Source organism: Leifsonia sp. NPDC102414 (assembly GCF_044765685.1).
Lineage (GTDB): Bacteria > Actinomycetota > Actinomycetes > Actinomycetales > Microbacteriaceae > Leifsonia.
The window spans coordinates 624,709-651,648 of the sequence record NZ_JBIWKN010000001.1 but is presented as its reverse complement, the minus strand read 5'-3'; the positions used below and the strand labels follow the sequence as shown (position 1 = coordinate 651,648).

The window sequence follows — 26,940 nt, the reverse complement described above, 5'->3', positions numbered from 1 at the left end:
TCGAACGGGTCAGTCGCGCGTGAGCTTGCGGTACGCGGAACGGTGCGGCTTGGCGGCGTCCGGCCCGAGGCGCTGGATCTTGTTCTCCTCGTACGCCTCGAAGTTGCCCTCGAACCAGTACCAGTTCGCCGGGTCCTCCTCCGTGCCTTCGTAGGCGAGGATGTGCGTGGCGATGCGGTCGAGGAACCACCGGTCGTGCGTGATGACCACGGCACAGCCGGGGAACTCGAGCAGCGCGTTCTCCAGGCTCGACAGGGTTTCGACGTCGAGGTCGTTGGTCGGTTCGTCGAGGAGCAGCAGGTTGCCGCCCTGCTTGAGCGTCAGCGCCAGGTTGAGCCTGTTGCGCTCACCACCGGAGAGCACGCCGGCCTTCTTCTGCTGGTCAGGACCCTTGAAACCGAAGGTGGACACGTACGCACGCGACGGCACCTCGGTCTTGCCGACCTGGATGTAGTCGAGCCCGTCCGACACGACCTCCCAGAGCGTCTTGTTCGGGTCGATGCCGCCACGCGACTGGTCGACGTAGGAGATCTGGACCGTCTCGCCGATCTTCAGGTCGCCGCCGTCGAGCGGTTCGAGACCGACGATCGTCTTGAACAGCGTGGTCTTGCCGACGCCGTTCGGGCCGATGACGCCCACGATGCCGTTGCGCGGGAGCGTGAAGGTGAGCCCGTCGATGAGCTTGCGCTCCCCGAACCCCTTCTCCAGGTTCTTCGCGTCGATGACGACCTGGCCGAGGCGCGGCCCCGGTGGAATCTGGATCTCCTCGAAGTCGAGCTTCCTGGTGCGCTCCGCCTCCGCTGCCATCTCCTCGTAACGGGCGAGACGGGCCTTGGACTTGGCCTGACGGCCCTTGGCGTTGCTGCGCACCCAGTCGAGCTCTTCTGACAGGCGCTTGGCGAGCTTCGCATCCTTCTTTCCTGCGACCTCGAGACGTTCGCGCTTCTTCTCCAGGTAGGTGGAGTAGTTGCCCTCGTACGGGTACAGGTGGCCGCGGTCGACCTCGGCGATCCACTCGGCGACGTGGTCGAGGAAGTACCGGTCGTGCGTGACGGCGAGGACGGCACCGTGGTACTTCGCCAGGTGCTGCTCCAGCCAGAGCACGCTTTCCGCATCCAGGTGGTTGGTCGGCTCGTCGAGGAGCAGGAGGTCCGGCTTCTGCAGGAGCAGCTTGCAGAGCGCGACGCGGCGCTTCTCACCGCCGGAGAGCGTGTTGACCGGCCAGTCGCCCGGCGGGCAGCGGAGCGCATCCATCGCCTGCTCGAGCTGCGAGTCGAGGTCCCAGGCGTCCGCGGCGTCGATCTGCTCCTGCAGGGTGCCCATCTCGGCGAGCAGCGTGTCGAAGTCGGCGTCCGGGTCGGCAAGCAGTGCGGAGATCTCGTTGAACCTGTCGACGCTGGCCTTGATCTCTCCGACGCCCTCCTGGACGTTCTCGAGCACGGTCTTGCTCTCGTCGAGAACGGGTTCCTGCATCAGGATGCCGACACTGTAACCGGGGGTGAGCTTCGCTTCACCGTTGCTCGGGGTGTCGAGTCCCGCCATGATCTTGAGAATGGTCGACTTACCGGCGCCGTTCGGCCCGACGACACCGATCTTCGCACCGGGCAGGAACGCCATCGTGACGTCGTCCAGGATCAGTTTGTCGCCGACCGCTTTGCGGGCGCGCACCATCGAGTAAATGTATTCGGCCATGAGGTCCAGTCTATTCGGAGGATGACGAGGGTGAGGGCAGGGCGCCCGCCGCTACCAGTCGATCGCGCGGGTCTGGCCGATCAGGCAGCCGCCGTTGCCGAGCACCGGGGTGGTCATGCTGCTGTAGCCGCCGGCGTCCGCGCCGTTCTGGCCGATCAGGCAGGTGTCGCCGAGCTTGACCGAGAACTGGATGGAGTTGGCGGCCAGGCCGATCGTGGTGGTGTCGACCGTGAGCTGCATCGCCGACTTGTCGAACCCGGCGGCGACGAGCGCGTCGACGAAGTCACGTCCCTTCGCGGCAGGGTTGGCCGCAAGGGTGGCCTTGTTGACCTTGTCGAAGAACGGCAGGTTCTGTTCCGCCGTGCCACCGGGAACGAGGGCCGGCTCGGCGGCAGGGGGTGCGCTGGAGGTCGGGGTCTGCGACACGGACGGGGCGGTGGTGGTGGGCGCCGGCGTGCCGCCGACGCACCCGGCGAGGGCACCGGCGACGAGCAGGGCGCCCGCCGCAGAGCCGAGAAGCCGCCTCTGCGTGCCGACGCGCCGGATGTCGTGTGGACCGGCCGAGTGGGGACTGGTCAGGTGGGGCATCGCTCTCCGTCGCTGGACTGTCGGCCCTGGCGGGCCGCTGCCTGACGGCAGCGCTCAAATCGTTATCTCTCATTCTAGGCAGCCGTGGCTGAGGAAACGTCGACCGTCCGCACGAACGCCGCGCTGCCCCAGCCGAGGTCGTGACCGAGGGCATCCGCTTCGATCTCCGCGCAGACCCCGCAATCGCCCTCCTCCTCGTCATCCGACCATTCGCGCACTCTCAGACGGCCGGACACCAGGAGCGGATCGCCGCGGCTGACACAGCCTGCGACGTTGGAGGCGAGCTGGCGGTATGCGGTGACCGTGTACCAATTGGAACTCGTGCGGGGTCTGGCACGCGCGTCCCCCTGGTCGGCGATGCTCGAGGTGACGAGACGGAAACTCGTGACGGAGAGCCCCTCGTCCGTGACGAGGTGGCGTGGATCGGTCGCGACGACGCCGCTGACCGTGATGATGTCGTTCATGCTGCTCCTGATGGACGAGGGTGGCTCGGTTGGTGGTTCGAGTCTGGGCGGGGAGTGACCCCATTGGCTGGGGCGTCCCGAATCTGTGGAGAAGTCCCGCGCATCCTCGCCTGTGCAGAGCTGTGCAGGAGCAACCCCGGCGTTCTCCTACGATGAAGACATGGCTTATGGAGCAGCGGAGAACCGCTACGAGACGATGACGTACAACCGCAGCGGACGCAGCGGACTGAAACTCCCCGCCCTGTCCCTCGGGCTCTGGCACAACTTCGGCGACGAGCGCGCGATCGAGACGCAGCGCGCGATCGTCAGGCGCGCGTTCGACCTGGGCATCACCCACTTCGACCTCGCCAACAACTACGGTCCGCCGGCCGGTTCGGCCGAGACCAACTTCGGGCGCATCCTGCGCGAAGACCTGGCGCCGTACCGAGACGAGATCGTCATCTCCACCAAGGCCGGGTACTTCATGTGGAACGGCCCGTACGGCGAGTGGGGCTCCCGCAAATCCATGCTGTCGTCGCTCGACCAGAGCCTCGGCCGCCTCGGCCTCGACTACGTGGACATCTTCTACTCCCACCGGCCAGACCCCGAGACCCCGATCGAGGAGACGATGGGGGCCCTCGCCACCGCCGTGAAGCACGGCAAGGCGCTCTACGCCGGGATCTCCAACTACTCGCCGGAGCAGACCCTCGCTGCGGCAGACGCCCTCGCAGCCCACGGCGTGCCCCTCCTCATCCACCAGCCGCGGTACTCGATGTTCGACAGGCACATCGAGGAGGGCCTGTTCCCCGCGCTGGAACAGGTCGGCGCCGGCAGCATCGTGTTCTCCCCGCTCGCCCAGGGGATGCTCACCGACCGCTACCTGGACGGCACCGTGCCTGCCGGCTCCCGCGCGGCGACCAGCCACTTCCTCTCGGAGAAGCAGCTCAGTCCCGTCTACCTCGAACGCGCCCGCGCGCTCAACGACATCGCCGCCTCCCGCGGCCAGTCGCTCGCGCAGCTCGCCCTGAGCTGGGTGCTGCGGCAGCCGGGCGTCACGAGCGCACTGATCGGCGCATCCAGTGTCGGGCAGCTGGAGCAGAACGTGGCAGCACTCGAAGCGCCCGCCCTCAGTGCGGACGAGATCGAGCGGATCGAACCGTTCGCGGTGCACGGCACGGAACACCTCGAGTAGCAGCGGGCGCTGGATGCGGTCACGGGCTTCGTCACGAGTCCGCGACACCCGGAGCGGCGTGCCGGAGATGAGAGTCCGTCGAGGTTAACATCACGACATGCAGTGGTGGAATGATTTCGTGGCTTGGCTCACTTCGTCCGACGCGCAGCCGGTGGTCTTCAACGCGGCGGTCCTCGCCGTCGCCGTGATCATTGCCGGACTGCTGGGCGCCTGGATCGCGCGCAGCGCGGTCAAAGGGTTGCTCTCCCGCACCGACCGCCAGCAGAAGGCGTCCGCCATCGCGGCGCTCGTCGACGCTGCGACGGAGGCCTCCGTCTGGAACTCGCTCACCCCGGGCGAGCAGGTGCTCTCCGACCGCGCCGTCGGCCAGGCCGACATCATGGTTCGGCTCCTCCCGATCAAGGGCTCAGGCATCGCCGCGAACTGGGCTGGACACCAGCTCGCCGAGATGAAGCGCGCGTCTGCGACGTTCGGCTACCAGCTCGACCCGGCCATCGCGGAGTTCCGCGACCGCCTCATCGAGTGGCAGAACAAGCCGCGCCGCGCCCGCAAGATCTTCCAGGGCGACCTGGAGCGCTGGCGGTTCGAGAACACCGACACCGACCGCACGCTGATCGCGCAGCAGGACGCGTGGGTCGCCCAGCAGCACCACGAGCAGTTCGTTCCTGCGTCGACCACCGGCACAGTGGATGCGTCCCCCGCCGCCGCCACGCCCGTCCCGGCATACACGACGGACCCGGCATACAGATCAGACGCCACGGACACGGTCGGCTCCGACACCGCTCCGACGTCGAAGCTCAACCAGCCCGTCTGACCCAGCACCGCGTCTGATCCAGACGAACGAATGGTGCCGGACCGCCGTACGCACACTGTGCACGCGGCAATCCGGCACCATTCGCCGTTGAGCGGTCCTCAGCGCGAGTAGTCGCCTCGCCGGTGCCACCACTCGTCGAACATGCTGGCGGGCACGCGGCGCTTGTGCTCCGTCGCGAGATAGCGCGCCTCGATCGCCGATGCGACCTCGTCCGGAACGTCCTCGCCCTCCAGGAACGCGTCGATGTCGGCGTAGCTGAGCCCGAGGTTGTCCTCGTCGGTCTGGCCCGGGTTGTGGTCGAGGAGGTCGGCGGTGGGGGCCTTGGTGTAGAGGCGGGCCGGCGCATCCAAGTGCTCGAGGAGTGCTCGGCCCTGGCGCTTGCTGAGCCCGGAGAGCGGGAGCACATCCGTGCCGCCGTCGCCGTACTTGGTGAAGAAGCCGGTCACCGCCTCCGCCGCGTGATCGGTGCCGACCACGAGCAGCTTGCGCTGCCCCGCGATGGCGTACTGCGCGACCATCCGTGCGCGCGCCTTGACGTTGCCCTTGTTGAAGTCCGACATGTCGTCGCCGATCGCATCCAGGTATTCGTCCTCGATGCCGTCGACGCCGCGCTGGATGTTGAACGTCACCGTGCGCTGCGGCTTGATGAACGAGAGAGCGAGCTGCGCATCGTCCTCGTCGTGCTGCACGGCGTACGGAAGGCGGACGGCGATGAACTCGGCGTCGACGCCGCGCTCGGCCAGCCGCTCGACAGCGAGCTGGCTCAACCGTCCGGCGAGCGACGAGTCCTGTCCGCCCGAGATGCCGAGGACGAAACCGGACGCACCGGTCGTCGTCAGGTATTCGACGAGGAAGCCGACCCGTTTCTCGACCTCGGCCGCTGGGTCGATGGTGGGGCTCACGTTCAGTTCGTCGATGATTCTGGCCTGGAGTTCACGCATGGTCATCACCATATCCCCGGTGCGTTTCGACCGTGTGAACGACCGCCGAAGGTGCGCCGCGAGTAGCATCGGCGCATGGAGCCTGCCGTCGCAAGCATCGTCCTCGTTCCGGTCCTCGCTGTGCTGGCGTCGTTGCTGGCGACGGCGGTCGGAAGGGTCGCGAAGATCCCGCTCGTGGTGTTCGAGATCGTCCTCGGATTGCTCATCGGGCCCGCGGTGCTCGGCTGGGTGCCGAAATCGGATGCGCTGGACTCGTTCGCCAACTTCGGGCTCGCCTTCCTGTTCTTCATGGCGGGGAACGAGATCGACTTCGCGTCGATCAAGGGTCGGCCGCTCAAACGCGCATCCCTCGGCTGGCTGATCTCGCTCGTCGCGGGCGTCGTGCTCGGGATCGTGCTGTCGCCGACTGTGCCTGCCGGCGTCTACGTCGGGATCGCGCTCACCTCGACGGCGCTCGGCACGCTGATGCCGGTGCTGCGGGATGCCGGCGAGCTGCGGACCCCGTTCGGCCGCGCCGTGACCGCGGTCGGCGCTGTCGGCGAGTTCGGGCCGCTGCTGGCGATCTCGCTGTTCCTGAGCGGACGCAAGCCTCTCGCCGCCGCGCTGGTGCTGATCGGCTTCGCCATGATCGCGGGGGCGGCGGTGTGGTTCGCGTCGCGCGGAGGGCACGAGCGGTTCCACGGCCTGGTGCGGGCGACGCTGCACACCAGCGGTCAGTTCGCCGTGCGCTTCATCGTGATGGTGATCGCCGCCCTGGTGGGGCTGAGCCTCGCCCTCGGGCTCGACATGCTGCTCGGCGCGTTCGCCGCCGGGGTGATCTGCCGCGTGCTGCTCTCCGGGGCGAAGAAGGAGGACGCGAAGCTCGTGGAGGGGAAGCTGGAGGCGGTGGCGTTCGGCGTCGTCGTGCCGGTGTTCTTCATCAACACGGGCATCGGCTTCGACCTGCGGGCGCTCGTGACCGACCCGCACGCGCTGCTCCTGCTGCCGATCTTCCTCCTGCTGATGCTGATCGTGCGCGGCCTGCCCGGCTCGCTCGCCGCGCCGGCAGGGTCGACGTTCGCCGACCGCAGCGCGCTGACCCTGTTCAGCGCCACGGGTCTGCCGATCATCGTCGCCGTGACCAACATCGGTCTCGCGGAGGGCGACCTGCAGAAGGGCACGGCCACCGCCCTCGTCGGCGCGGGGATGCTCTCCGTGCTCGCCTTCCCGATCATCGCGCTCGCGCTCCGCAAGCGCTCCACGGACGGCGGCATCCGCCCCGCCGACCCCGACCGCATCCCCATCGTCGGCTGACCCGCCTCCCGCCTCCCGCCTCTCGCAGCAATCGAGCCGGGAGTTGTTCACGCCTCGCGCCGGCGTGTCGCCTGCATAAGTCCGGACTCGATGATCAGGGGTCAGGGGTCCAGGGGTCAGGGGATGCGGGTGACGGCGCGGGCGAGGATGGCGGTGGTGAGCGCATCCACGGGCTCGCGGGCGGCGGCGGGGTTGGAGAGGAGCGTGAAGTCGACGTGGCCGAGGTCGGGCAGTGCGAAGCGGTTGGTGACCTTGATGAGGTCGGTCGGGATGAGCGAGCGCGGGAACACCGCGACCCCGATGCCGGCCCGCACCGCGGCGAGCACCCCGTTGACCTCGCGCGTGTTGCAGGTGATCCGCCAGGTGCGGCCAGCCGCCTCCAGCGCGTCGATGGTGATCTGACGGCTGATGCTCGGCCCCTGATAGGCGATCAGCGGAACCGGCTGCTCCGGTTCGAGCACCGTCTTCTCCTGCCCCATCCAGACCAGCTCGTCCGTCGCGACCACGGTGCCCTCTGTCGTGCCGGGGTTCTGTTTGATGAAGATGAGGTCGAGGTGCCCCGCTTGCAGCCGCCTGTGCAGCGGGCCGGACTGGTCGACGGTGAGCTCCAGGTTGATCTGCGGGTGCTGCTGCCGGAAGTGCCGCAGGATGCGCGGGAGCGTCGTGATCGCCAGGTCGTCCGCCGCTCCGAACCGCAGCCGCCCGCGCATCGCGGAGCCGCTGAAGTAGCGATCGGCCTCGGCGTGGGCGGCGAGGATGGTCCGCGCGAACCCCGCCATCGCATCCCCGTTGTCGGTGAGGCGCACATCCCGGGTGTCGCGGGCGACCAGCTGCCGCTTGGCCGCCGACTCCAGCCTGCGCACGTGCTGGCTCACGGTCGGCTGGCTGATGCCGAGCCTGGCGGCCGCCTTCGTGAAGCTGTGCGTGTCTGCCACGGCGAGGAAGGTGCGGAGGAGCACGGGGTCGAACATCACGCATCCATTCGGTAATCCAATAGGAGTTATAGCTTCAATTCGCAGCAAGAATAGCTCAGATTGCGTAACGTCGAAGGTGCAGAAACCTCATACGAAACTCGATACGCAGGAATACACGTGGCCAACTCCACCGCAGCAGCCCCACCAACCGGCCCTATGCCCGTCCTCAGCACCCGCCCGCCGTGGCGGGAGACGTTCGTCTCGCTGAGAGTCCCCAACTATCGCAAGTTCGCCGCGAGCAACCTGGTCGCCAACACGGCCGTGTGGATGCAGCGTATCGCGATGGACTGGCTGGTGCTGCAGCTCTCCGGCAGCGTCGCCGCGGTGGGCGTCACCGTGTTCATGCAGTTCATGCCGATGCTCGTGCTCGGCCTGCACGGCGGAGTGATCGCCGACAGGTACAACAAGCAGAAGATCCTCGTGGTCACCCAGTCCTGTGCCGCCATCCTCGCCGGAGTCCTCGCGACCCTCACCCTCACCGGGGTGACCCAGGTGTGGCACGTCTACCTCATCTCGTTCCTGCTCGGACTCGTCACCGTCGTCGACAACCCGACGCGCCAGGTCTTCGTGAACGAGCTGGTCGGGCCGATGTACCTCCGCAACGCGATCAGCCTCAACTCCTCGATCTTCCAGCTCGGGGGCCTGATCGGTCCCGCGGTCGGCGGCATCCTCATCACCGCCGTCGGCGGCGGCTGGTCGTTCGTCATCAACGCCGTCGCCTGCCTCGCCGTCGTCGGAGCGCTCCTCTCGCTCAACCGCTCCCAGCTCCACCACTCCCCCGCCGTGCCCCGCGCCAAGGGGCAGCTCGCGGAGGGGATCCGGTACGTGCGCCGCAAGCCGGTGATCTTCTGGACGGTGGTCATGGTCGCGATCCTCGCCGTGTTCGCGTTCAACATGCCGGTGTTCCTCGCCGCATACGCGAACAACGTGTTCGACGTCGGCGCGCAGGGCTACGGGATGTTCAACGCGCTTGTCGCCGCCGGTGCGCTCGTCGGAGCGCTCGCCTCCACGCGTCGCACCAGCGTGCGGCTCAGCATGGTGGTCGGCACGGCGGCCGCCCTCGGCATCGTGCAGGCGCTCGCGGGCTTCGCGCCGTCGGAGATCGCGTTCGGCGTGCTCCTGATCGGGATCGGCGTGGGCAACCTCCTGTTCATCACGGCCGCGAACTCGCTCGTGCAGATGTCGTCGAACGTGCAGATCCGGGGCAGGGTCATCTCGCTCTACATCCTGGTACTGCTCGGCGGCCAGGCGCTCGGCGGCCCGTTCATGGGGTGGGTCGTGGAAGAGGTCGGTCCGCACACGGCCATGATGATCTCGGGCATCATCCCCACGATCGCGGCCATCGTGATCGCGCTGCTGATCGCCAGGAGCGCGAGCCTGCGGCTCCGCTTCGGTCTCCGCGGACGCCGCCCGACCATCGCCATCGTGAACAGGGCGGGCAAAAGCGGCGCGACGCTCTGAGCCAGGCGGCTACGGTATCGTGGAAACCACGCCCCCGTAGCTCAGCGGATAGAGCAGGAGCCTTCTAATCTCTTGGTCGCAGGTTCGATTCCTGCCGGGGGCACCGCTGTGCACGTCCCGTCGGGAGCCTCACGGTTCGTCGCGCCTGGTGCGCTCCCGTTCCGCTCACACCGCCTTGGCGGCAGCCACGAGCACCTGCTGCAAGGTCGGCACGCCCTCTGCGCGGAAGACCTCATCCCCGGATGGCGTGCTCACGATCACGGTCGGCGTCACCCGGATGCGATCGGCTTCCGCGCTCTCCATGTTGCGGGCGACGTCGAGCTCCGTCACCGTCACCTGCGGCACCAGCCTCGCCGCCTCGGCGAGCACCGCACGTGTCTGCATGCACGGTTCGCAGAACGCCGAGGTGTACAGGGTGAGCCGGACGGCCTTCTCGTCGATGACGGGACGGCCAACGGGCGATGTCGAATCCACGATCTCAGTGTACGTCCGGGGAACATCAGGAGACCATCGCGCGCATCCACCGCTGTCGTCGCGTTCCGGCCGGGAACGGTCGGCAGAATCTGAAGGGTGAGCCGAACCGCTTTCACCCGGTACGTCGCCCTCGGGGATTCGATCACCGAGGGCCTGTGCGACGCCCCGCCGCCGCAGGGCATTGCGCCCACCAGCGGGTGGATCGGCTGGGCGGACCGCCTCGCCGCCATCCTCGACGGCGACGCCCGCCTCGCCGGCCACCCGTTCGAGTTCGCCAACCTCGCCGTGCGCGGCCGACGCATCGCCGACGTGGTCGACGACCAGGTGCCGGATGCGCTGCGCCTCGGCCCCGACCTCGTCTCCGTGATGGTCGGCGGCAACGACCTGATGAGCCCCGCCGCCGACCCGGATGCGCTCGCCTCCCGGCTCGACAGCGGCATCCGGTCGCTGCGAGCCACGGGCGCGACGGTGCTGCTCGCGAACCTGTTCGACCCGCAGTTCGCGTTCTTCCTCAAACCGTTCCGCGGACGCGCAGCCGTCTTCAACGCCAACATCTGGAGCATCGCCCGCGACCACCAGGCGATCGTGCTCGACGTCTGGGGCGTCCGCGAGTTCCAGGACAACAGCATGTGGGCGAGCGACCGCGTGCACCTCAGCGCGCGCGGCCACCGACTGCTCGCCGCGCACGCTGCGCACACGCTCGGCGTGCCGTACGCGGAGACCGCGGCGACCACCGCGACGGAGCAACCGGCGCCTCCGCCGGAGGAGATCCCGCTGCGCACCTGGCTGCGCGTGTACGCCATCCCCTGGGCGGCCAGGCGGATGCGGCGCATCTCCGCCGGGGACGGGATGCCGGCCAAACGGCCGGTGCCTCGGCCCGTCGGAGGCCAGCACTAGACTTTCGGCATGGCAAATTCCTCGGATCGTCTGGTCTGGATCGACTGTGAAATGACCGGACTCGACCTCGAGGTCGACGAACTCGTCGAGATCGCGGTGGTCATCACCGATTTCGAACTGAATGTGCTCGACCCCGGCCTCAGCATCGTCATCAAGCCGGACCCGTCCGCGCTCGAACACATGAACGACTTCGTCCGCGACATGCACACCACCTCCGGCCTGCTGGAGGAGATCCCCGGCGGCAAGAGCCTGGCCGAGGCCGAGTACGAGGTGCTGGAGTACGTCCTCAAGTTCGCACCGACCGCGCGCACGGCACCGCTCGCCGGGAATACGATCGGCACCGACCGGATGTTCATCGCCAAGTTCATGCCGCGCCTCGACAACCACCTGCACTACCGCAGCGTCGACGTCTCCTCCATCAAGGAGCTCTCCCGCCGCTGGTACCCACGCATCTACTTCAACGCGCCCGAGAAGCACGGCGGACACCGCGCGCTCGCCGACATTCTCGAATCCATCCGGGAGCTCGATTACTACCGCCGTGCCGCCTTTGTGGGCGAACCTGGACCCACCACGGAGCACGTCCAAAGCGTGTCGGCGGGCGTAGTGGAAAAATGGGCGGCTCAGATGTAATAGAATCGTCGAGTTGCTTTGATCGGGACCGAGTTCCGGACGAAGACATGGTGGGTATAGCTCAGTTGGTAGAGCGCCTGGTTGTGGTCCAGGAGGTCGCGGGTTCAAGCCCCGTTACTCACCCCACGCAGTAAACACGAAACCTCCGCCTCAGCGCGGAGGTTTCGTGTTTACGCCCATCACGACGCAAGAATTGCGGCCGTTTGCGCTCTTGCTGCAAGTTCTCGACTTTTCTCAGACAATTCTCATGTTTCTCTTGTGACGGCGACCGGCCAGGTCGTATCGTCGGGCAAATCCAACGAGAGGACCGTCGACGATGACCAGCACCTCCACCGCATCCCGCACGCCCCGCACGCACCGGATGCGCCCACCACTCACCATGCTCGCCTCCGCCGCAGCCGTCGCGATCGCCGCCTCCCTGGTCGGCTTCACCGCGCCGGCAGCAGCCCAGACCGCACCCACCGCACCTGCGGCTCCGACCCCCGTCACGCGCGCCGCGCTCTCCCCTGCGCTCAGCGCCGGCCGCGGCGCCGATCTCGGCATCTCCGAGCAGGAGGCGGAGAACGCATCCACCACCGGAACGGTCATCGGCCCCGACCGCGCAGCGTACACGCTCCCCGCGGAGGCGTCCGGCCGTTCCGCCGTGTCGCTCACCCCCGGCCAGTACGTCGAGTTCACCCTCCCCGCAGCGACCAATGCGATCACGGTGCGGTACAGCATCCCCGACGCCCCGACCGGCGGCGGGATCACCGCGCCGCTCGCCGTCACCGTCAACGGCGGCGCGAAGCAGACGATGACGCTCACCTCGCAGTACTCCTGGCTCTACAACCAGTATTCGTTCACCAACGACCCGAACGCGGACCTGCTGCATCCGGACTGGTGGATCACCGAGTGCGCCTGCGTCCCGAGCGCCACGACGCCCTCCCCTGTCGTCCAGAAGCCGTTCCGGCCGATGCACTTCTACGACGAGCAGCGCCTGCTCCTCGGGCGCACGTACAAGGCGGGCGACCGGATCAGGCTCACCGCGCCGGCAGGCACGCCGGCCGCGACCACCACGATCGACCTGCTGGACTCACAGCTCGTCGGAGCCCCGCACGTCAGGCTCATCGCCTCGAACGTGCTCGCCTTCGGCGCAGACCCGTTCGGCCGCCGCGACTCCGCCGCCGCGTTCGACAAGGCGATCGCCTTCGCGAAGAAGGCGCACCTGAAGGTGTACGTGCCGCCGGGAACCTACCAGGTGAACAGGCACATCATCGTGGACGACGTCACCATCGAGGGCGCAGGCAGCTGGTACACGATCATCACGGGCCACGAGGTCGCTCTCGCCACGCCCGCGCCGGACGGCTCCACCCACACCGGCGTCGGCTTCTACGGCAAGGATGCGTCGGCCGGCGGCTCGACGAACGTGCACCTGTCCGGGTTCACCGTGCAGGGCGACGTGCGCGAACGCATCGACATCGACCAGGTGAACGCCATCGGCGGCGCGCTCAGCGACTCCACGATCGACGGTCTCTACCTGCACCACACCAAGGTCGGCATCTGGCTCGACGGCCCGATGCACAACCTCAGCATCACGAACTCCGTGATCGCCGACCAGATCGCCGACGGGATCAACTTCCACACCGGCGTTACCGCATCCACGGTGCGCAACAACCTCATCCGCAACACCGGGGACGACGGGCTCGCCATGTGGTCGGAGAAGACGGCGGACACGGGCGACACGTTCGACCACAACACCGTCCAGACCCCGACCCTCGCCAACGGGATCGCGATCTACGGCGGCGCGGACAACACGGTCTCGAACAACCTCGTCGCCGACCCGCTCCGCGAGGGTAGCGCGATCCAGGTCGGCTCGCGCTTCGGGGCAGAGCCGTTCACCGGACACCTCTGGATCACGAACAACACGACGGTTCGCGCCGGCACGTTTGAGCTCAACTGGAACATCGGGCTCGGCGCCATCTGGTTCTACGCGCTCGAACGCAATATCGACGCGGACATCCAGGTGGTCGGGGACAACTTCCTCGACAACACGTACAACGCGATCATGCTGGTCACCGACTTCCCCGTCAAAGACCAGTACTCGATCACGAATGTGCACTTCCGCGACATCCGCGTCGACGGCACGGGAACCTCCGTGCTCAGCGCGCGCAGCGCAGGCAGCGCGTCGTTCCAGAACGTGGATGCGCGAAACGTCGGCGCCGTCGGAGTGAACAACTGCGGGTCGTTCAACTTCACCCCCGCAGGGTCGGAGTTTTCGATCGCGGACCTCGGCGGCAACGACGGCGGCGGCACCACCGGCCCGTGGCTGGCGCCGTGGGAACTGCCGAACACGATCACCTGCGACGACCGGCCTCCGGTGGTCGCGCCCCCGGCGCCGTCGCCCTGGAGCTGACGGAGGGCGAACGGACGACGGCGGCCCTGGATGCGCATCCAGGGCCGCCGTCGCGCGCTCAGTCCGCGGAGCGGTGCAGAAGGAACATCCCGCCGTGCACCGGCAGGTCGCGTCGCTCGTCGTCGGTCTCGACGTAGTCGTCGATCACCGCGACGATGCGGCGGTCCAACTCCGCCACGTCGTCCGGAGACAGGTGCAGGGAGAAGCGCGCGTAGGTCGCGATCGACGATGGGCCGGCCTCCGCGAGCTCCTGCTGGAACGCCTCGACGGGCGCGAAGCCCTCGCTCGTGTCCGACAGGTCGAGCGCATCCGACAGCCACCAGCTGCGGCCGGTGGAGCGGTACGGCTTCTCCAGCGCCCCGCTCTCCCCCGTGCGCACCGGCGCCGGCTCGAGGAAGCCTGCATCCACCAACTGGCGCACGTGGTAGTGCGCGGTGCCTGGGTCGACGCCCAGCCGGTCGGCGAGCTGCTTGTTCGTGAGTTCGTACTGCCCACAGAGGCGCACCATCCGCACCCGGAGGGGATGCGCGAACGCCTTCGCCTCCTTGGCGGTCGCCGGGCGGCGCTTGGCGTCGACGGGGTGCACGCCGGGTACGGTCTCGCTCTCGCTCATGCCCGCAGTCTATCGCTGAATCCAGCTTTCTCGAATCGATTGAGTTTTCTCAATCGATGTGCGATCGTACATTCATGACCATCCGGCTCGGCGCTCCGTATTGGAAGCTGTGGACTTCGTCCGCCCTCTCCAACCTGGCCGACGGCGTCATGAAGGTCGCCCTCCCGCTCGTCGCGATCCGCTACACGGAGTCACCGGCGCTCATCGCCGGGCTCGGCTTCGCGTTCACCCTGCCCTGGCTGCTCTTCGCGCTCACCGCAGGCGCGCTCGCCGACCGGTTCGACCGCCGCCGCCTGATGCTCTGGGCGAACACGGCCCGCGCTGCCCTGCTGTCCGTGCTCGTCGTGGTCGCGATCATCGGGGCGGGGTCCATCTGGATGCTCTACGCCATCGCCCTGTTCGTCGGCGTCGCAGAGACGATCTACGACACCTCCTCGCAGTCGATCCTCCCCCAGCTCGTCAGCCGGGATGCGCTCTCCCGCGCCAACGGCCGCCTCTACGCGGCCGAGCTCACCACCAATCAGTTCGTCGGCCCTCCCCTCGGCGGCTTCCTGGTCGCGTCCGGCATCGCCGTGGCGTTCGGTGCGCCCGTCCTGCTCTGGGTGCTCGCCATCGGGATGCTCCTGCTGGTCCGCGGGCGGTTCAGCACCGGCCACACCGGAGCCACGACCATCCGCGCCGACATCGCAGAAGGGCTGCGGTTCCTCTGGAGCAACACGGTCCTGCGCGTCCTGGCGATCATGGTCGGCGTGTTCAACCTGGCGTCGAGCGCCACCTTCACCGTCCTGGTGCTCTACGCCGTCGGACCGAACTCCGCGATGAAGCTCACCGACCCCGGCTACGGCCTCCTGCTCACCGCCTCCGCCCTCGGCAGCGTCCTCGGCTCGTTCGCCGCGGAGGGTGCAGAACGGTGGCTCGGGCGCGCCAAAGCGCTCGCTCTCACCATCCTCGGCAGTGTACTCACGGTCGCCACCCCCGCGTTCACGACGAACCCGGTGATCATCGGCGCCGCGTTCTTCCTCGGCGGCATCACCGTGTCGATCTGGAACGTGATCACCGTCTCGCTGCGGCAGCGCATCACCCCGCACCGCCTGCTCGGCAGGCTCAACAGCGCGTACCGCCTCGTCGCCTGGGGAACCATGCCGCTCGGTGCCGCCCTCGGCGGCGTGATCGCGCAGTTCTTCGGCCTCCCTGCGGTGTTCCTCACGATGGGCGTCGTGGTCGTCTGCCTGCTGCTCGGGATGCTCTGGGTCACCGACAAGCGCATGGATGCGGCGGACGAGGCGGCCGATCAAGCGCACCGCGCCGAGGCGGCGGAGGAGGCCGCGTCCGGCCCCGCCGGCCGCTGACCGGCACCTCCGCACACACGACTTTGCCAGGCTCCGTGCCTGAACCGTCCAGACTGAGCGCCTAACGTAGTCGGGTCGACGGCACTGTACGCCGTCGTGTCGCACGCCTGCTGCGCATCCACCCCCATCGTTTCGGATGCCCGCCTTCGTTTCGTGCGGCACACCCGCGCTGCACGCCGCACGCCATCAGACCTCACGGTCACCGGTGGATCACGCATGTGCACGCGCGGTCGTCAGCCCGCCCAGGGCCGTGACCTCCCGAGATCGCGGCCCGTGCATCCGGCGCCCAGGTGCGCCCGGATGCGGTCGGGGAAGCCCGAACACAGGAACCAGATGCTCTTCACCCTCAAGAAATCCTCGATCTCGCTCACCCACATCGTCACCGGGGTGACCGCCGCTCTCATGACGGCGTCGCTCTTCGCCCCGACGCTCGCCCAGCAGCAGAGCGAGAAGCAGACCCGCGAACTCTCCGAATCGACGGGGATGCACCACGAACAGCTCGGCGTCTACGAGAGCATCGTGCGCAACCGCCTCGAAGACGAGGCGAAGACCACGATCGTCGGCGCCAGCCGCACCGTCGCCGCATACGCAGCCAAGGCGGACCCGACCGCCGCGAAGACCGCCATCGCCGGACTCGACAGCTACCAGAAGCTCGATGACTCGAAGCTGCGCAGCACCATCGACAGCACGAAGGCCGCCTCCGACGCCCTCGCGGCGGCAGCAGCGGAGGCCGACCGTCAGGCCGCAGCGGCCGCGGCGGCAGCACTCGCCAACGCGAACACCCCCGACGGCGCCAAGTCCGTCGCACGCTCGCAGCTCGCCCAGCACGGCTGGGGCGACGACCAGTTCAGCTGCCTCAGCAACCTGTGGCAGAAGGAGTCGGGCTGGAACTACCAGGCATACAACGCCGGCAGCGGCGCCACGGGCATCCCGCAGGCGCTCCCCGGCAACAAGATGGCCTCGGCCGGTTCCGACTGGCAGTCCAACGCCGCCACCCAGATCGCCTGGGGACTCGACTACATCTCCCGCTCGTACGGAACGCCGTGCAGCGCGTGGTCGCACTCCCAGTCCGTCAACTGGTACTGATCGGCAACGAGGAGGGCTCCCGGTAGACTCGCGCGGGTGAACACCCAAGCGATCCAGGGAGCCCACCTCGTCGGCAGCGTCAACCTGCCAGACGCGGAGAGCGTCTTCCGCACCGTCAGCACCCACCTCGGCGACCGGATGCGCCGCATCCCGGATGGCGAGGTCGGCGAACGGTTCTACTGGATCCAGTTCCAGACGAAACGCTTCGACACGATGACGGGGCTCTCCCGCATCCCGGTCGAGCCGTTCTACATCCGCGGCGTCTTCGACGGCCGCCCGTTCGTGATCGACGACGGAGTGTCCGCCGACGACCTCGTCTTCCCGAGCCTCGGCTACGCGGACGCCGCTCTGGAGTCGTACGCCACCTTCGACAGGATGCGCGCGGCCGGCGAGATCGCGGAGGGCACCCGTTTCCAGGTGTCCCTTCCCACCCCCGCCGCCATCGTCGGCGCATTCGTCGTGGCCGAGCACCGCGCCGCGTTCGAGCCGGCATACGAGCGCGCCCTGTTCGGCGAGCTGCAGCAGATCGCAGACGGCATCCCGCACGACAGCCTCGCCATCCAGTGGGACACGGCCGTCGAGTTCGCCCTGCTGGAGTCCGCGAACATCCGGTCGCACCACGCCATCGTCCCGTGGTTCGACGATGTGCTCGGCGGCGTTGTCGAGCGTGCCGTGCGACAGGCGGCCGCTGTGCCGTCCGACGTCGAGGTGGGCTACCACCTCTGCTACGGAGACGTGGAGGAGGCGCACTTCGTGCAGCCGACAGACGCAGGCCACCTGGCCGACGTGGTCTCCGGCGTCCTCGCCGCCGCGCCCCGCCCGATCAGCTGGTTCCACCTTCCCGTGCCGATCGAGCGGGACGACGACGCGTTCTTCGCGCCGCTCGCCGCCGTCGACGTTCCTGAGGAGACGGAGCTCTACCTCGGGCTGCTGCACCACGAGGACGGCGTCGAGGGCGCCGAGCGCAGGATCGCCGCTGCGACCGCGGTTCAGCCGCGCTTCGGCGTCGCGACCGAGTGCGGCTTCGGCCGCGGCCCGAGTGAGCGCACCACCGAGCTGCTCGACCTGCACGCCGCGACGACACAGGCCTGGTGACCGTGCCCATCCACCTGGACGCCGACGCGTTCGAGGCGCTGGTCACCCACGAACTCGACGAACTGCCGGACGAGATGGTCGACGGGCTCGACAACGTGGTGTTCGTGGTGGAGGACCGGCCAGAGGACGGCTCGCTCGACCTGCTCGGCCTCTACGACGGCGTGGCGCTCACCGAGCGCGACAGCTACGGCTTCGGCGAGATGCCGGACCGCATCATCCTCTACCGCGAGCCACTGCTCTCGATCAGCGAGAGCATCGACGAGCTCCGTGACGAGATCCACGTGACGCTGGTGCACGAGATCGCGCACTTCTACGGCATCGACGACGACCGCCTGCACGAGCTCGGCTGGGCGTAGACCCCGCAGCCGCCCAGCGTCGAGCGTCGAGCGGGATCCGCAGCGCGGCCTAGAGGGACTCTTCCTCTTTCTCGGTCTCGACGGGGTCGCTGTCCGGGGCGTCGAAGGAGTACGAGACGTACTTCTCGCCGCCGACCGTGCGCTCGGCGCCCGCGACGTACCAGAACAGCGACTCGAGGCCCTCGATCGCCGCGACAGCGCCGATCCGCTCGTCGACCTTGCCGCCGATCAGGAGGCGCCGCTCCGTCGTGCCTGCCAGCGGGCCGTCGACGTACTCGACGATGTATTCGGTCTCAGTCTGTTCTGCAGCGGTCATGTACCAACGTTAGCCCTCAGAGCGCGCTGTCGGGCTGTGTCGAGCGGCCAGTCGGTCACGTCGAGCACCAGTGAGGCGTTGTCCCTCGGCCGTTCGCGCTCGACGTAGCGCTCGAAGTCGTGCTGCCACTGGTCCCAGTGCGTGACGAAGGAGAGCCCGTCGCGGGCGAGCGCGCGCTCCTTGCGGAGGGCGTCGTCGGCGTCGAGCCACAGCGCGAGGTCGGCCAGCGCGACATTGGCCATGGCCAGCGTGCCGCATCCCTCGACGATCAGCGGCGCACGCCCGTCGACGGTGTGCCACCCGGCCGGAGCATCGGCCGTCCAGTCCCACTGCCGCCAGCGTCCTGCACCGGATGCGCGGAGCGGCCGCAGCAGGTCCCACCCGACCGCGACGCTTCCAGCATCCAGCCCTCCCCAGCCGGGGTAGAGGTCGTCCATCCGCACCAGTCGCGGCGTCGCGTCTCCCGGCCAGTCGGCGACCAGCACGTCGGCGAGCGAGCTCTTGCCCGCCCCACTCGGACCGTCGATGAGGACGACAGGCGCGGCCTGCCTAGCCGCCGCATCCCGGATCGCCCGCTGCACGGCGTCGCGCAGCCGCAGCTCCCCCTCACGCGCCGAAGACATGCCACGTCCCTGCTGCGATGGCCGCGCCCGCCGCCGTGACGGCCACCGTCGCCGCGACCACGAGCGTCGCCCAGTCCCTGCCCCTGAACACGCTCTGGCGCGCCCAGGTGCGCGTGCGGGAGGAGCCGAACCCGCGGGCCTCCATCGCTGTGGCGAGCTTCGTGCCGCGCCGGATGGACAGCACGAACAGGGCGAACGCCTGACCGAGCATCCTGCGCAGCGCACCGCTCTCCGAGATGCCGCGCGCTCTGCGGGCCAGCGTGAGTGCCCTCCAGTCGTCGGCGAACAGGCCGACCAGTCGCAGCCCGGCGAGCCCGCCGAGCACGAACCGCCCAGGCAGGCGCAGCACCTGGGCGAGCCCGTCCGCGAGGTCGGTCGGGTCGATCGTGATGAACAGCAGCACAGCGGGCAGACCGATGGCCAGGATGCGGAGGGTGGTGGCGACGGCGAGCTGGATGGAGCCGTCGCTGACCTCCACGAACATCCACTGCACGTAGACGACGCCGCTGGTTCGCCCGTACAGCACCGTCGTGATCCCGGCGAGCGGAGCGGCGATCCAGATCGGCGCTGTGCGCACGACCAGCACCCGCCACGGGATGCGCGAGAAGCACAGCAGCACCAGCTCGATGCCGAGCGCCACGGCGGCCGAGACGATGTCGATCGACAGCAGCAGCACCACGGTCACGATCAGGGCGGCACCGAGCTTGGCGACAGGGTTGAGGGCGGCGAGCGGACCCTGCCGCACCGGGGCGATGATGCTCATGCCGCCACCTCCGACGACGCGCCGAGCAGCAAGCGCCCTGCGCCGATGGCGGTGACGAACTCCTCGTCGTGCGTTGCGGCGACGACGGCGCGCCCGTCCGCGCGTAGCTCCGCGATCATCTCGACCAGCCCCGCCCAGGTGTTGGCGTCCTGCCCGAAGGTCGGTTCGTCGAGCACGAGCAGCGTCGGCCTGGTGGCCAGCGCTGTCGCGACGGAGAGACGGCGCTTCTGGCCGCCGGAGAGGGTGAACGGGTTCGCGTCGGCGAACGGCGCGAGCGCCAGCCGGTCGAGCAGCTCGTCCACCCGAGCGCTGATCGCGTCGTTCGGCTCGTGCATGGCGCGCAACCCGATGGCGAGCTCGTCCCTGACCGTCGAGGCGACGAACTGGTGCTCCGGATTCTGGAACACGCTCCCGACGCGCGTGAGCAGATCCCTGGAGCGCCACGCGGACGGCTCTGATGCGGCGTCGCCCGCGAGAGCCTGCTCGGCGCGGAGGACGCCGCCGAGCGGTGGAAGCAGCCCGCCGAGCGTGAGCGCGAGCGTCGACTTGCCTGCGCCGTTGCGACCGACCAGCGCGAGCGCAGAGCCCTCGTGGATGCGCGCATCCACCCGGTCGGGCAGCGCGGCAGCATCCTGTGCCTGGGAGCGAGCGGCCCGCCTGCTCCCCCGCTTCGCGCGGCGGGCGATGGCAGGGCCGCGGCCGAATGCCAGCGCCTCTGCTGTCAGCAGAGGAGCGCCGACGGCCACCTCGCTCGCGACGGGAACCGGCTCGTCCGGGAGCCAGACGCCCGCTCGGCGCAGCTCGTTCGAGGCGTCGGCGAGCACAGCATCCGGGGGTCCGTCCGCGAGGACGCCGCCGTCGGCGGCGAGCACGATCACCCTGTCGACCAGCCCGCGCCAGACGGAGACGCGATGCTCCACCACGATCAACGTCGCCCCCGTGGCCGCGATCACCGACGCGACGGCCTCGCGCACCTCGATCACCCCCTCCGGGTCGAGGTTCGCTGTCGGCTCGTCGAGCAGCAGCAGCCCTGGACGCATCGCCAGCAGCCCAGCGAGCGCCAACCGCTGCTTCTGCCCGCCGGAGAGCTGCCAGGTGGGGTGGTCGAGCGGTACCCGCAACCGGACGGCGTCGAGGGCGTCCAGCACCCGCGGCCAGATCTGCTCGCGGGGCACGGCGAGGTTCTCGCAGGCGAACGCCACATCGTCGCCGACCCGCGCGAGGATCACCTGCGAGTCAGGGTCCTGCAGCAGCAGGCCGCTCGCGCCGCGCGCATCCACCGGTCGTCGGCCGCCGACGGTCAGCGAGCCCGTCGCCTCTCCGTCGTCGTCGCCGCCGAGCACACCGGCCAGTCCGGCGAGCACCGTGCTCTTGCCGGCGCCGGAGGCACCGAGCAGCAGGACGCGCTCGCCGGGCTGGATGCTCAGGCTCAGCCCGCGGACGGCCCAGGCGTTCCGCCCGGAGTAGCGCCAGCCCCAGTCGTCGACCCGAACGGCGGCCGGGGCTGACGGTCCGTGCCGACCATCGTCGATGGCGCGTCCGATGATCAGACCCTGCCTGTCGCCTCGCGTCCGGACGCGAACCGGCTGAGCGCGCCTGTCTTGGCGATGGCGCGGACGAGCAGCCAGGACAGCAGTCCGGCGACGACGATGCCCGAGATGGTGGTCGTGATCGTGTATGTGACGACGAAGCCGAGTTTGGAGCCCGGGTACCAGTAGAGGAGGTCGAGGATCGACTCGGCGATGCCGGCGCCAGCCCCGGCCAGCAGTGCGACGGGGAGCCGCCAGTTGGCGTAGAGGAACGCGGCGAAGACGATCTCGACGCCGAGCCCCTGCACCAGCCCGGAGATGAGCGTGGCGAAGCCCCACTGCGTGCCGATCAGGGCGGAGACCGTCGCGGCCACCAGCTCGGTGTACACGGCAGCGCCCGGCTTGCGGACGATGAGCGCGCCGAGGACGCCCGCGAACAGCCACGGGCCGTTCAGGATGCCCTGGAAACCGGGGAGCACGGCGCTCACCGGACCGGAGATGGGGTTGTCGAGCTGACCCCACACCCAGAAGACGACGCCCGCGGCGACGGCGACGACACTGGCGACGACGATGTCGACGACCCGCCAGCGGAGGACGCGAGCCCTGCGATCGGTGGTGGTGCTCGGAGAGATGGTTGCGTGCACTGTTCGTGCCCTTTCATTCGTGGAAAGAGGCACGGGATTCGAGGATGTCTCCCTGCGCTGGCATGATCCAGATCAGGTTCAACGGTCGAAACTTGAGAAGTTTCCTCTCAGCCCGGCTCACCGGACTCCCGTGTTCGCGTTCAGTCTAGTGCGTCTGGCACTCTGCCGACGCTGCTACTTCTTGAGGGCCTTGATGATGCGCGCCCACGCGTGACCCGCCACCCACACGAACGGGATGGCCACGGCGAGCAGCGTGATGATGTTCGGCCGGAAGTGCACGCCGGTCTCGTCGTTGATGTATGCGCCGAACGGGATGCTCACGCCTCCACCACCTGCGCCGCCTGGCGCGTCTGCGTCCTCGCCCTCACCCGCCGATCCGGCGCCGAAGCCGTACTGCACGGCGGCGACGGGCACGATGGTGGTCCCGTCGATCTCCACGGGCTCGCCGTAGACCGACTTGATGCCGTTTGAGCTGATCGTTTCCGCGAGCTTCAGGGAGATGTTCGTCATGCAGCCACCGTACCCTTCCCCTCCCAGCCTCACCAGGGCAGTCCCCAGGCCGCGTCCAGCGTTTGCGGCGGGTTCTCAGGAGTCGACCGTGAATAATCGTCCGAGTGTCGATGATCCGTTCCAGCCGTGGCCCGCGCGGCATCGTCGTCGGCCTGCTCGCCCTGATGACCGGGGCCCTGCTGCTCTGGCACGATCTGCTGCCGAACATCGGGGGCTCCGCGTCGCTCGTCGAGACCTTCCTGCCCTGGCTGGGAGTCTTCATCCTGGTGCTCGGCGTCGCCGCCTTGGTTCGGCTGTCGGTGTTCGGGACGCTCTGCGTCGCCGCGGCCGCCGCCGTCTGGGGCACGCTGTTCCTGCCGACGTTCCTCCCTGGGATGCACGCGGGCGCGCCGTCGCTCACGGTCGCGAGCGAGAACATCCACGCCCAGAACAGCGCGGCGGGCAGCATCGCCAAAGACCTCGCCGACCGCGCCCCGGACGTGATCGCGCTGCAGGAGCTCGACGCCACCGCGCGCGAGACGGTGTCCGCGGTGCTCGATCCCGGGTATCCGCACAGCGCGATCGTCGGCACCGTCGGACTGTGGAGCAAGTACCCGATCAGTGACGAGCAGCGATTGGACCTCGGACTCGGCTGGGACAGGGCAGTGCGCGTCGACCTCGACACCCCTGGGACGCCGACGCGGGTGTACGCGGTGCACATCGCGTCGGTGCGTCCAGGGGCGTACCAGTCGAGGGACACTATGCTCGCCCAGCTCGCCGAGACGGTGAAGGCGGATGACTCGGCGAAGCTGATCGTGGTGGGCGACTTCAACACCGCCAGCACGGATCGGAAGTTCCAGCCGCTGCTCTCCACCCTCACCGAGGCGCCGGACAACACGCTCGGCTTCGGGTTCACCTGGCCGGCGGAGTTCCCCGTCGCCCGGCTCGATCACGTGCTCGTCCGCGGCCTCACGAATGTGACGAGCGACGTGCTCGCCGACAACGGCAGCGACCACCGCGGCATCCTCGTCGGGGTGCGCTGAGTCACGCTCAGCGCACCGGCGTTCGTCCGCTCGGGCGTTCAGTCGCTCCGGCGTTCGGGCGTTCAGTCGATCAGTCGTTCAGTCGCTCAGCCAGCGCGGGTTGCGCCCGTCGTCGGCCGCCGCCTCCGCGTCGCGCTGGCGCTTCACCAGCGACGCCGGCCCGATCATCCCGCGGCCGAAGCGCGCGCTGACAGCGTCGAGGGTGCGCTCCGTCTCCCGCCACTCGTCGTCAGGGTCCCAGAGGGCCAGGCTGTCCCCTCCCGCTTCGAGCAGCTGCTCCGCCCGCACGCCGATCAGCCGGATGGGCGTGCGACCGAGGTCGAGCCCTTCGTAGATCTGCCACACCTCCTCGAAGATGCGCCTTCCGACATTGGTCGCCTCGCCGAGGGTGCGCGACCGCGTCACCGTGCGGAAGTCGGAGAACCGGAGCTTCAGGGCGACCGTGCGCCCCTCGAGGCCGTTCTTGCGAAGGCGCTCCCCCACCTGGTTGGACAATCGCAGCAGTTCGCGGCGCAGCCGGTCCTGATCGGAGACGTCCGTCTCGAAGGTCATCTCGTGCCCGACGCTCTTCTCGCGCGTCTCCGTCACGACCGAGCGCGGGTCTCTGCCGTTCGCGAGCTCGTGCAGCTTGCTGCCGGACGCGTCGCCCACCGCCTTCTGCAGCACGGAGAGCGGTGCGTCCGCGAGGTCGGCGACGGTGCGCATCCCGAGTCGTTCGAGCGCCTGCTGGGTGCTCGCGCCGACGCCCCAGAGCGCGCCGACAGGGAGGGGTCGCAGGTAGTCGATGATCGCCGACTCCGGGATGACGAGCACCCCGTCCGGCTTGGCGCGACCGGAGGCGAGCTTGGCCATGAACTTGGTCGGCGCTGCCCCCACCGAGCAGGTGAGGCCCGTCTCCTCGAACACACGTGCTCTGACCAGCTCCGCGATGCGTTTCGGCGAGCCGAGCAGCCGCCTGGCGCCCGCGACGTCGAGGAACGCCTCGTCGATGCTCAGCGCCTCGACCAGCGGAGTCACCTCGGAGAAGATCGCCATGACCTTCTCCGAGTACTCCTTGTACTTGTGCATGTGCGGAGGCAGGATGATCGCCTGCGGGCACAGCCGGATGGCCTGCGACATCGGCATCGCCGACCGCACCCCGAACTTGCGGGCCTCGTACGTGGCGCTCGTCACAACCGAGCGAGGGCCCGGGTGACCGACGATGGCGGGCTTGCCGCGCGCATCCGGCCGGTCGAGCAGCTCGACCGAGGCGAAGAACGCATCCATGTCGACGTGCAGGATGGTGGCGGACGAGTCGTCGATCGGCTCGGTCGTCACCCGCCTATCGCTGCCGTCCGCTCGTCCCACTCCACCAGCTTGCCACGCTCCCCTGACAGCGGTGCAGGATCGCCGGTCGGGTAGCGTGAACACCATGGAATTCAGGTACCTCGGCAACAGCGGACTCAAGATCTCCGAGATCATCTACGGCAACTGGCTCACCCACGGCTCCCAGGTGGAGAACGACATCGCGCTGCAGAGCGTGCGCGCAGCACTGGATGCGGGCATCACCACGTTCGACACGGCGGACGCGTACGCCAACACGGCGGCGGAGAAGGTGCTCGGCGACGCCCTGAAGAACGAACGGCGCGCGTCGCTGGAGATCTTCACCAAGGTCTACTGGCCGACCGGCCCCAAGGGCCACAACGACGTCGGCCTCTCCCGCAAGCACATCTTCGAGTCGATCGACGGGTCGCTCCAGCGCCTCGGCACCGACTACGTCGACCTCTACCAGGCGCACCGCTACGACTCGGAGACCCCGCTGGAGGAGACGATGCAGGCGTTCGCCGACGTCGTCCGTGCCGGCAAGGCGCTCTACATCGGCGTCTCGGAGTGGAACGCCGAGCAGCTCCGCGCCGGCGCAGCGCTGGCGAAGGAGCTGAACGTCCAGCTCATCTCCAACCAGCCGCAGTACTCCATGCTGTGGCGGGTCATCGAGGGCCAGGTCGTCCCCACCTCCGCCGAGCTCGGCATCTCGCAGATCGTCTGGTCGCCTGTGGCGCAGGGCGTGCTGACCGGCAAGTACCTGCCGGGTGCGGAGGCCCCGGAGGGCAGCCGCGCCGCGGACAGCAAGGGCGGGGCGAACGCGATCAAGTCGTTCATGAACGACGACGTGCTCACCGCCGTACAGCGCCTCCACCCGATCGCGGACGAGCTCGGCATCACCATGGCGCAGCTCGCCGTGGCGTGGGTGCTGCAGAACCCGAACGTCGCCGGCGCCATCGTCGGCGCATCCAAGCCGGAGCAGGTCGCGTCCAACGCCGCTGCCGCCGGCATCCGCCTCTCCGGCGACGTGCTCGCCCGCATCGACGAGGCCGTCGGCGACGTCGCCGTCACCGACCCCGCCGAGACCGTCTCCCCCGCACACCGCCCGGTCTGACCCCATCATCGAGCCGGGACTCGTGCACGCCTGAGCACGGCGTGTCGCGTGCACAAGTCCCGGCTCGATGATGTGGACAGGGGCCGGGAAGAGCGGGGTCAGACGAGGGCGGCGACGACGGGGGCGAACCAGGAGCGGAAGGCGCGGGAGTCGTCGCGGAGGCTGGTGCTCAGGATGACCGAGTGCGGGCCGACGATCCAGGCGCCGCTCTCCTCCAGGGGGAGCACGGCGAGGTCGAGGCGGAAGTATCCGGCCTGCCTGCGCAGCTCATGCTCGCGGTCGCGCACCACGTCGACGATGTCCGCCGCCCGTCTGGCGTGCGTCTCGATGCTCGCCCGCGCGTATTCGTCGTGCCGTTCCGTCGCCCACAGCAGCGCTTCGTCGAAGTGCTCCAGGATGAGGTCCTGCAGCTCGATCGCGCGGTCGAACGCTGTGAAGTGCGGCGGCTGCAGGAGCGAGCCTGCCGCTCTTCGCTCCCTGTCGACGGTGAACTCGAACCACGCCAGCCACTGCTCCTCCAGCGAGCCGCGCCCCTGCCCTGGATGCACGGCCGGGCGCCGGGCGGGAAGCACCGGCAGCGCGCCCGTCGCCGGATGCAGCACGGGCGCCACCGCGGGAGACAGTCGAGGGATGACCGGATCGCCGATCCCGTCGAGGTGCCCCAGGTCGCGGAGGGCGAGCGCCATCAGCAGGTCCCAGGGGCAGTCCTCTGTGACCTGCCATCGAAGGGTGCCCTCGACGAACATGCCGTCATTGTAGGAGCGTCGGCCGCGCGTGACCAGTGTCCGGCCCGCCGCCAGGCGCGCCGGAGCCGGCGCCGTCACGAA

The 26,940-nt window shown here is 68.9% G+C and carries 28 protein-coding genes, 2 tRNA genes and 1 riboswitch; of the genes, 15 read left to right on the top strand and 15 right to left on the bottom strand.

The window, feature by feature from the left end:
- Positions 1-9: 9 nt before the first annotated feature.
- The 3 genes from ettA to ACIRCZ_RS02995 all read right to left on the bottom strand — a co-directional run bounded on the left by ettA (position 10) and on the right by ACIRCZ_RS02995 (position 2,744).
- The gene (ettA, locus tag ACIRCZ_RS03005) at positions 10-1,692 is read right to left on the bottom strand and encodes an energy-dependent translational throttle protein EttA (RefSeq protein WP_055893330.1); all 1,683 of its coding nucleotides are present in this window, start codon (positions 1,690-1,692) and stop codon (positions 10-12) included.
- A gap of 51 nt (positions 1,693-1,743) precedes the next feature.
- Positions 1,744-2,280, bottom strand: coding sequence for a DUF6993 domain-containing protein (locus ACIRCZ_RS03000; RefSeq protein WP_402849481.1), 537 nt, complete (start codon positions 2,278-2,280; stop codon positions 1,744-1,746).
- A gap of 74 nt (positions 2,281-2,354) precedes the next feature.
- Positions 2,355-2,744: a single-stranded DNA-binding protein gene (locus ACIRCZ_RS02995; RefSeq protein ID WP_402849478.1), complete on the bottom strand. Its 390-nt coding sequence runs from the start codon at positions 2,742-2,744 to the stop codon at positions 2,355-2,357.
- A gap of 160 nt (positions 2,745-2,904) precedes the next feature.
- On the opposite strand from ACIRCZ_RS02995, the gene ACIRCZ_RS02990 reads away from it, so the two are divergent.
- Both ACIRCZ_RS02990 and ACIRCZ_RS02985 read left to right on the top strand, forming a co-directional pair.
- A complete protein-coding gene (locus ACIRCZ_RS02990) occupies positions 2,905-3,915 on the top strand; it encodes an aldo/keto reductase (RefSeq protein WP_402849475.1) in 1,011 nt (336 codons plus the stop codon).
- A gap of 118 nt (positions 3,916-4,033) precedes the next feature.
- Positions 4,034-4,729, top strand: coding sequence for a hypothetical protein (locus ACIRCZ_RS02985; RefSeq protein ID WP_402849472.1), 696 nt, complete (start codon positions 4,034-4,036; stop codon positions 4,727-4,729).
- A 98-nt stretch (positions 4,730-4,827) separates the two neighbouring features.
- Here ACIRCZ_RS02985 and nadE read toward each other — a convergent pair whose 3' ends face one another.
- The gene (gene nadE, locus ACIRCZ_RS02980) at positions 4,828-5,670 is read right to left on the bottom strand and encodes an ammonia-dependent NAD(+) synthetase (protein ID WP_055894419.1); all 843 of its coding nucleotides are present in this window, start codon (positions 5,668-5,670) and stop codon (positions 4,828-4,830) included.
- A gap of 75 nt (positions 5,671-5,745) precedes the next feature.
- On the opposite strand from nadE, the gene ACIRCZ_RS02975 reads away from it, so the two are divergent.
- Positions 5,746-6,963 (top strand): cation:proton antiporter, encoded by a 1,218-nt coding sequence (locus ACIRCZ_RS02975; RefSeq protein ID WP_402849468.1) that lies wholly within the window; start codon positions 5,746-5,748, stop codon positions 6,961-6,963.
- A 116-nt stretch (positions 6,964-7,079) separates the two neighbouring features.
- Here the strand turns inward: ACIRCZ_RS02975 and ACIRCZ_RS02970 are convergent, their stop codons facing one another.
- Positions 7,080-7,934 carry a LysR substrate-binding domain-containing protein gene (locus ACIRCZ_RS02970; protein ID WP_055893310.1) on the bottom strand — a complete coding sequence of 285 codons (855 nt, stop codon included), beginning with the start codon at positions 7,932-7,934 and terminating at the stop codon, positions 7,080-7,082.
- A gap of 159 nt (positions 7,935-8,093) precedes the next feature.
- Here ACIRCZ_RS02970 and ACIRCZ_RS02965 point away from each other — a divergent pair, with 159 nt between their 5' ends.
- A complete protein-coding gene (locus tag ACIRCZ_RS02965) occupies positions 8,094-9,398 on the top strand; it encodes an MFS transporter (RefSeq protein WP_402851634.1) in 1,305 nt (434 codons plus the stop codon).
- A gap of 30 nt (positions 9,399-9,428) precedes the next feature.
- A tRNA-Arg gene (locus tag ACIRCZ_RS02960) sits at positions 9,429-9,501 on the top strand.
- A 62-nt stretch (positions 9,502-9,563) separates the two neighbouring features.
- On the opposite strand, the gene ACIRCZ_RS02955 is transcribed toward ACIRCZ_RS02960, so the two are convergent.
- Positions 9,564-9,872 (bottom strand): thioredoxin domain-containing protein, encoded by a 309-nt coding sequence (locus ACIRCZ_RS02955; protein ID WP_402849464.1) that lies wholly within the window; start codon positions 9,870-9,872, stop codon positions 9,564-9,566.
- 96 nt (positions 9,873-9,968) lie between these two features.
- Between ACIRCZ_RS02955 and ACIRCZ_RS02950 the strand changes: the two genes are divergently transcribed.
- The 4 genes from ACIRCZ_RS02950 (at position 9,969) to ACIRCZ_RS02935 (ending at position 13,791) form a co-directional block, all read left to right on the top strand.
- Positions 9,969-10,769 carry an SGNH/GDSL hydrolase family protein gene (locus ACIRCZ_RS02950; RefSeq protein ID WP_402849462.1) on the top strand — a complete coding sequence of 267 codons (801 nt, stop codon included), beginning with the start codon at positions 9,969-9,971 and terminating at the stop codon, positions 10,767-10,769.
- 9 nt (positions 10,770-10,778) lie between these two features.
- On the top strand, positions 10,779-11,399 hold the full coding sequence (gene orn / locus ACIRCZ_RS02945; RefSeq protein WP_055893298.1) for an oligoribonuclease: 621 nt from the start codon (positions 10,779-10,781) through the stop codon (positions 11,397-11,399).
- Between the two features lie 50 nt (positions 11,400-11,449).
- A tRNA-His gene (locus tag ACIRCZ_RS02940) sits at positions 11,450-11,525 on the top strand.
- Between the two features lie 190 nt (positions 11,526-11,715).
- On the top strand, positions 11,716-13,791 hold the full coding sequence (locus tag ACIRCZ_RS02935) for a glycosyl hydrolase family 28-related protein (protein WP_402849458.1): 2,076 nt from the start codon (positions 11,716-11,718) through the stop codon (positions 13,789-13,791).
- Between the two features lie 58 nt (positions 13,792-13,849).
- Here ACIRCZ_RS02935 and ACIRCZ_RS02930 read toward each other — a convergent pair whose 3' ends face one another.
- Positions 13,850-14,404, bottom strand: a complete 555-nt coding sequence (locus tag ACIRCZ_RS02930; RefSeq protein WP_402849455.1) for an ArsR/SmtB family transcription factor — start codon at positions 14,402-14,404, stop codon at positions 13,850-13,852.
- A gap of 74 nt (positions 14,405-14,478) precedes the next feature.
- On the opposite strand from ACIRCZ_RS02930, the gene ACIRCZ_RS02925 reads away from it, so the two are divergent.
- The 4 genes from ACIRCZ_RS02925 to ACIRCZ_RS02910 all read left to right on the top strand — a co-directional run bounded on the left by ACIRCZ_RS02925 (position 14,479) and on the right by ACIRCZ_RS02910 (position 18,290).
- Positions 14,479-15,753 carry an MFS transporter gene (locus ACIRCZ_RS02925; protein ID WP_402849452.1) on the top strand — a complete coding sequence of 425 codons (1,275 nt, stop codon included), beginning with the start codon at positions 14,479-14,481 and terminating at the stop codon, positions 15,751-15,753.
- Between the two features lie 333 nt (positions 15,754-16,086).
- Positions 16,087-16,839 carry a hypothetical protein gene (locus tag ACIRCZ_RS02920; RefSeq protein WP_402849449.1) on the top strand — a complete coding sequence of 251 codons (753 nt, stop codon included), beginning with the start codon at positions 16,087-16,089 and terminating at the stop codon, positions 16,837-16,839.
- A gap of 36 nt (positions 16,840-16,875) precedes the next feature.
- Positions 16,876-17,934: a hypothetical protein gene (locus ACIRCZ_RS02915; protein ID WP_402849446.1), complete on the top strand. Its 1,059-nt coding sequence runs from the start codon at positions 16,876-16,878 to the stop codon at positions 17,932-17,934.
- A gap of 74 nt (positions 17,935-18,008) precedes the next feature.
- Positions 18,009-18,290: a metallopeptidase family protein gene (locus ACIRCZ_RS02910; protein ID WP_402851631.1), complete on the top strand. Its 282-nt coding sequence runs from the start codon at positions 18,009-18,011 to the stop codon at positions 18,288-18,290.
- Between the two features lie 49 nt (positions 18,291-18,339).
- On the opposite strand, the gene ACIRCZ_RS02905 is transcribed toward ACIRCZ_RS02910, so the two are convergent.
- From ACIRCZ_RS02905 to ACIRCZ_RS02880, 6 genes are all read right to left on the bottom strand, one after another.
- Positions 18,340-18,606 carry a hypothetical protein gene (locus ACIRCZ_RS02905; RefSeq protein ID WP_055893279.1) on the bottom strand — a complete coding sequence of 89 codons (267 nt, stop codon included), beginning with the start codon at positions 18,604-18,606 and terminating at the stop codon, positions 18,340-18,342.
- Positions 18,603-19,229: an ATP-binding protein gene (locus ACIRCZ_RS02900; RefSeq protein WP_402849443.1), complete on the bottom strand. Its 627-nt coding sequence runs from the start codon at positions 19,227-19,229 to the stop codon at positions 18,603-18,605. The genes ACIRCZ_RS02905 and ACIRCZ_RS02900 overlap by 4 nt, the downstream gene beginning before the upstream one ends.
- A complete protein-coding gene (locus ACIRCZ_RS02895; protein ID WP_402849440.1) occupies positions 19,213-19,992 on the bottom strand; it encodes an energy-coupling factor transporter transmembrane component T family protein in 780 nt (259 codons plus the stop codon). The genes ACIRCZ_RS02900 and ACIRCZ_RS02895 overlap by 17 nt, the downstream gene beginning before the upstream one ends.
- On the bottom strand, positions 19,989-21,524 hold the full coding sequence (locus tag ACIRCZ_RS02890; RefSeq protein ID WP_402851628.1) for an ABC transporter ATP-binding protein: 1,536 nt from the start codon (positions 21,522-21,524) through the stop codon (positions 19,989-19,991). The genes ACIRCZ_RS02895 and ACIRCZ_RS02890 overlap by 4 nt, the downstream gene beginning before the upstream one ends.
- Before the next feature lie 14 nt (positions 21,525-21,538).
- Positions 21,539-22,165 (bottom strand): ECF transporter S component, encoded by a 627-nt coding sequence (locus tag ACIRCZ_RS02885; protein WP_055893274.1) that lies wholly within the window; start codon positions 22,163-22,165, stop codon positions 21,539-21,541.
- A gap of 32 nt (positions 22,166-22,197) precedes the next feature.
- Positions 22,198-22,298: riboswitch (TPP riboswitch) on the bottom strand.
- Positions 22,299-22,339: 41 nt separating this feature from the next.
- The gene (locus ACIRCZ_RS02880; protein WP_055893271.1) at positions 22,340-22,675 is read right to left on the bottom strand and encodes a spore germination protein GerW family protein; all 336 of its coding nucleotides are present in this window, start codon (positions 22,673-22,675) and stop codon (positions 22,340-22,342) included.
- Positions 22,676-22,785: 110 nt separating this feature from the next.
- Between ACIRCZ_RS02880 and ACIRCZ_RS02875 the strand changes: the two genes are divergently transcribed.
- The gene (locus ACIRCZ_RS02875; RefSeq protein WP_402849437.1) at positions 22,786-23,697 is read left to right on the top strand and encodes an endonuclease/exonuclease/phosphatase family protein; all 912 of its coding nucleotides are present in this window, start codon (positions 22,786-22,788) and stop codon (positions 23,695-23,697) included.
- 78 nt (positions 23,698-23,775) lie between these two features.
- Here ACIRCZ_RS02875 and dinB read toward each other — a convergent pair whose 3' ends face one another.
- Positions 23,776-25,044 carry a DNA polymerase IV gene (gene dinB, locus ACIRCZ_RS02870; RefSeq protein WP_402849434.1) on the bottom strand — a complete coding sequence of 423 codons (1,269 nt, stop codon included), beginning with the start codon at positions 25,042-25,044 and terminating at the stop codon, positions 23,776-23,778.
- A 64-nt stretch (positions 25,045-25,108) separates the two neighbouring features.
- On the opposite strand from dinB, the gene ACIRCZ_RS02865 reads away from it, so the two are divergent.
- On the top strand, positions 25,109-26,113 hold the full coding sequence (locus ACIRCZ_RS02865; RefSeq protein WP_402849432.1) for an aldo/keto reductase family protein: 1,005 nt from the start codon (positions 25,109-25,111) through the stop codon (positions 26,111-26,113).
- A gap of 98 nt (positions 26,114-26,211) precedes the next feature.
- Here ACIRCZ_RS02865 and ACIRCZ_RS02860 read toward each other — a convergent pair whose 3' ends face one another.
- Entirely contained in the window at positions 26,212-26,859 is a 648-nt protein-coding gene (locus ACIRCZ_RS02860; RefSeq protein WP_402849429.1) for a hypothetical protein, read from the bottom strand.
- Positions 26,860-26,940: the final 81 nt, after the last annotated feature.

Coding starts and splice junctions, on each gene's coding strand:
- ettA (WP_055893330.1), bottom strand. CDS start 1,692: ATGGCCGAATACATTTACTCGATGGTGCGCGCCCGCAAAGCGGTCGGC.
- ACIRCZ_RS03000 (WP_402849481.1), bottom strand. CDS start 2,280: ATGCCCCACCTGACCAGTCCCCACTCGGCCGGTCCACACGACATCCGG.
- ACIRCZ_RS02995 (WP_402849478.1), bottom strand. CDS start 2,744: ATGAACGACATCATCACGGTCAGCGGCGTCGTCGCGACCGATCCACGC.
- ACIRCZ_RS02990 (WP_402849475.1), top strand. CDS start 2,905: ATGGCTTATGGAGCAGCGGAGAACCGCTACGAGACGATGACGTACAAC.
- nadE (WP_055894419.1), bottom strand. CDS start 5,670: ATGCGTGAACTCCAGGCCAGAATCATCGACGAACTGAACGTGAGCCCC.
- ACIRCZ_RS02975 (WP_402849468.1), top strand. CDS start 5,746: ATGGAGCCTGCCGTCGCAAGCATCGTCCTCGTTCCGGTCCTCGCTGTG.
- ACIRCZ_RS02970 (WP_055893310.1), bottom strand. CDS start 7,934: ATGTTCGACCCCGTGCTCCTCCGCACCTTCCTCGCCGTGGCAGACACG.
- ACIRCZ_RS02965 (WP_402851634.1), top strand. CDS start 8,094: ATGCCCGTCCTCAGCACCCGCCCGCCGTGGCGGGAGACGTTCGTCTCG.
- orn (WP_055893298.1), top strand. CDS start 10,779: ATGGCAAATTCCTCGGATCGTCTGGTCTGGATCGACTGTGAAATGACC.
- ACIRCZ_RS02935 (WP_402849458.1), top strand. CDS start 11,716: ATGACCAGCACCTCCACCGCATCCCGCACGCCCCGCACGCACCGGATG.
- ACIRCZ_RS02930 (WP_402849455.1), bottom strand. CDS start 14,404: ATGAGCGAGAGCGAGACCGTACCCGGCGTGCACCCCGTCGACGCCAAG.
- ACIRCZ_RS02925 (WP_402849452.1), top strand. CDS start 14,479: ATGACCATCCGGCTCGGCGCTCCGTATTGGAAGCTGTGGACTTCGTCC.
- ACIRCZ_RS02920 (WP_402849449.1), top strand. CDS start 16,087: ATGCTCTTCACCCTCAAGAAATCCTCGATCTCGCTCACCCACATCGTC.
- ACIRCZ_RS02910 (WP_402851631.1), top strand. CDS start 18,009: ATGGTCGACGGGCTCGACAACGTGGTGTTCGTGGTGGAGGACCGGCCA.
- ACIRCZ_RS02905 (WP_055893279.1), bottom strand. CDS start 18,606: ATGACCGCTGCAGAACAGACTGAGACCGAATACATCGTCGAGTACGTC.
- ACIRCZ_RS02900 (WP_402849443.1), bottom strand. CDS start 19,229: ATGTCTTCGGCGCGTGAGGGGGAGCTGCGGCTGCGCGACGCCGTGCAG.
- ACIRCZ_RS02895 (WP_402849440.1), bottom strand. CDS start 19,992: ATGAGCATCATCGCCCCGGTGCGGCAGGGTCCGCTCGCCGCCCTCAAC.
- ACIRCZ_RS02880 (WP_055893271.1), bottom strand. CDS start 22,675: ATGACGAACATCTCCCTGAAGCTCGCGGAAACGATCAGCTCAAACGGC.
- ACIRCZ_RS02875 (WP_402849437.1), top strand. CDS start 22,786: ATGATCCGTTCCAGCCGTGGCCCGCGCGGCATCGTCGTCGGCCTGCTC.
- ACIRCZ_RS02865 (WP_402849432.1), top strand. CDS start 25,109: ATGGAATTCAGGTACCTCGGCAACAGCGGACTCAAGATCTCCGAGATC.
- ACIRCZ_RS02860 (WP_402849429.1), bottom strand. CDS start 26,859: ATGTTCGTCGAGGGCACCCTTCGATGGCAGGTCACAGAGGACTGCCCC.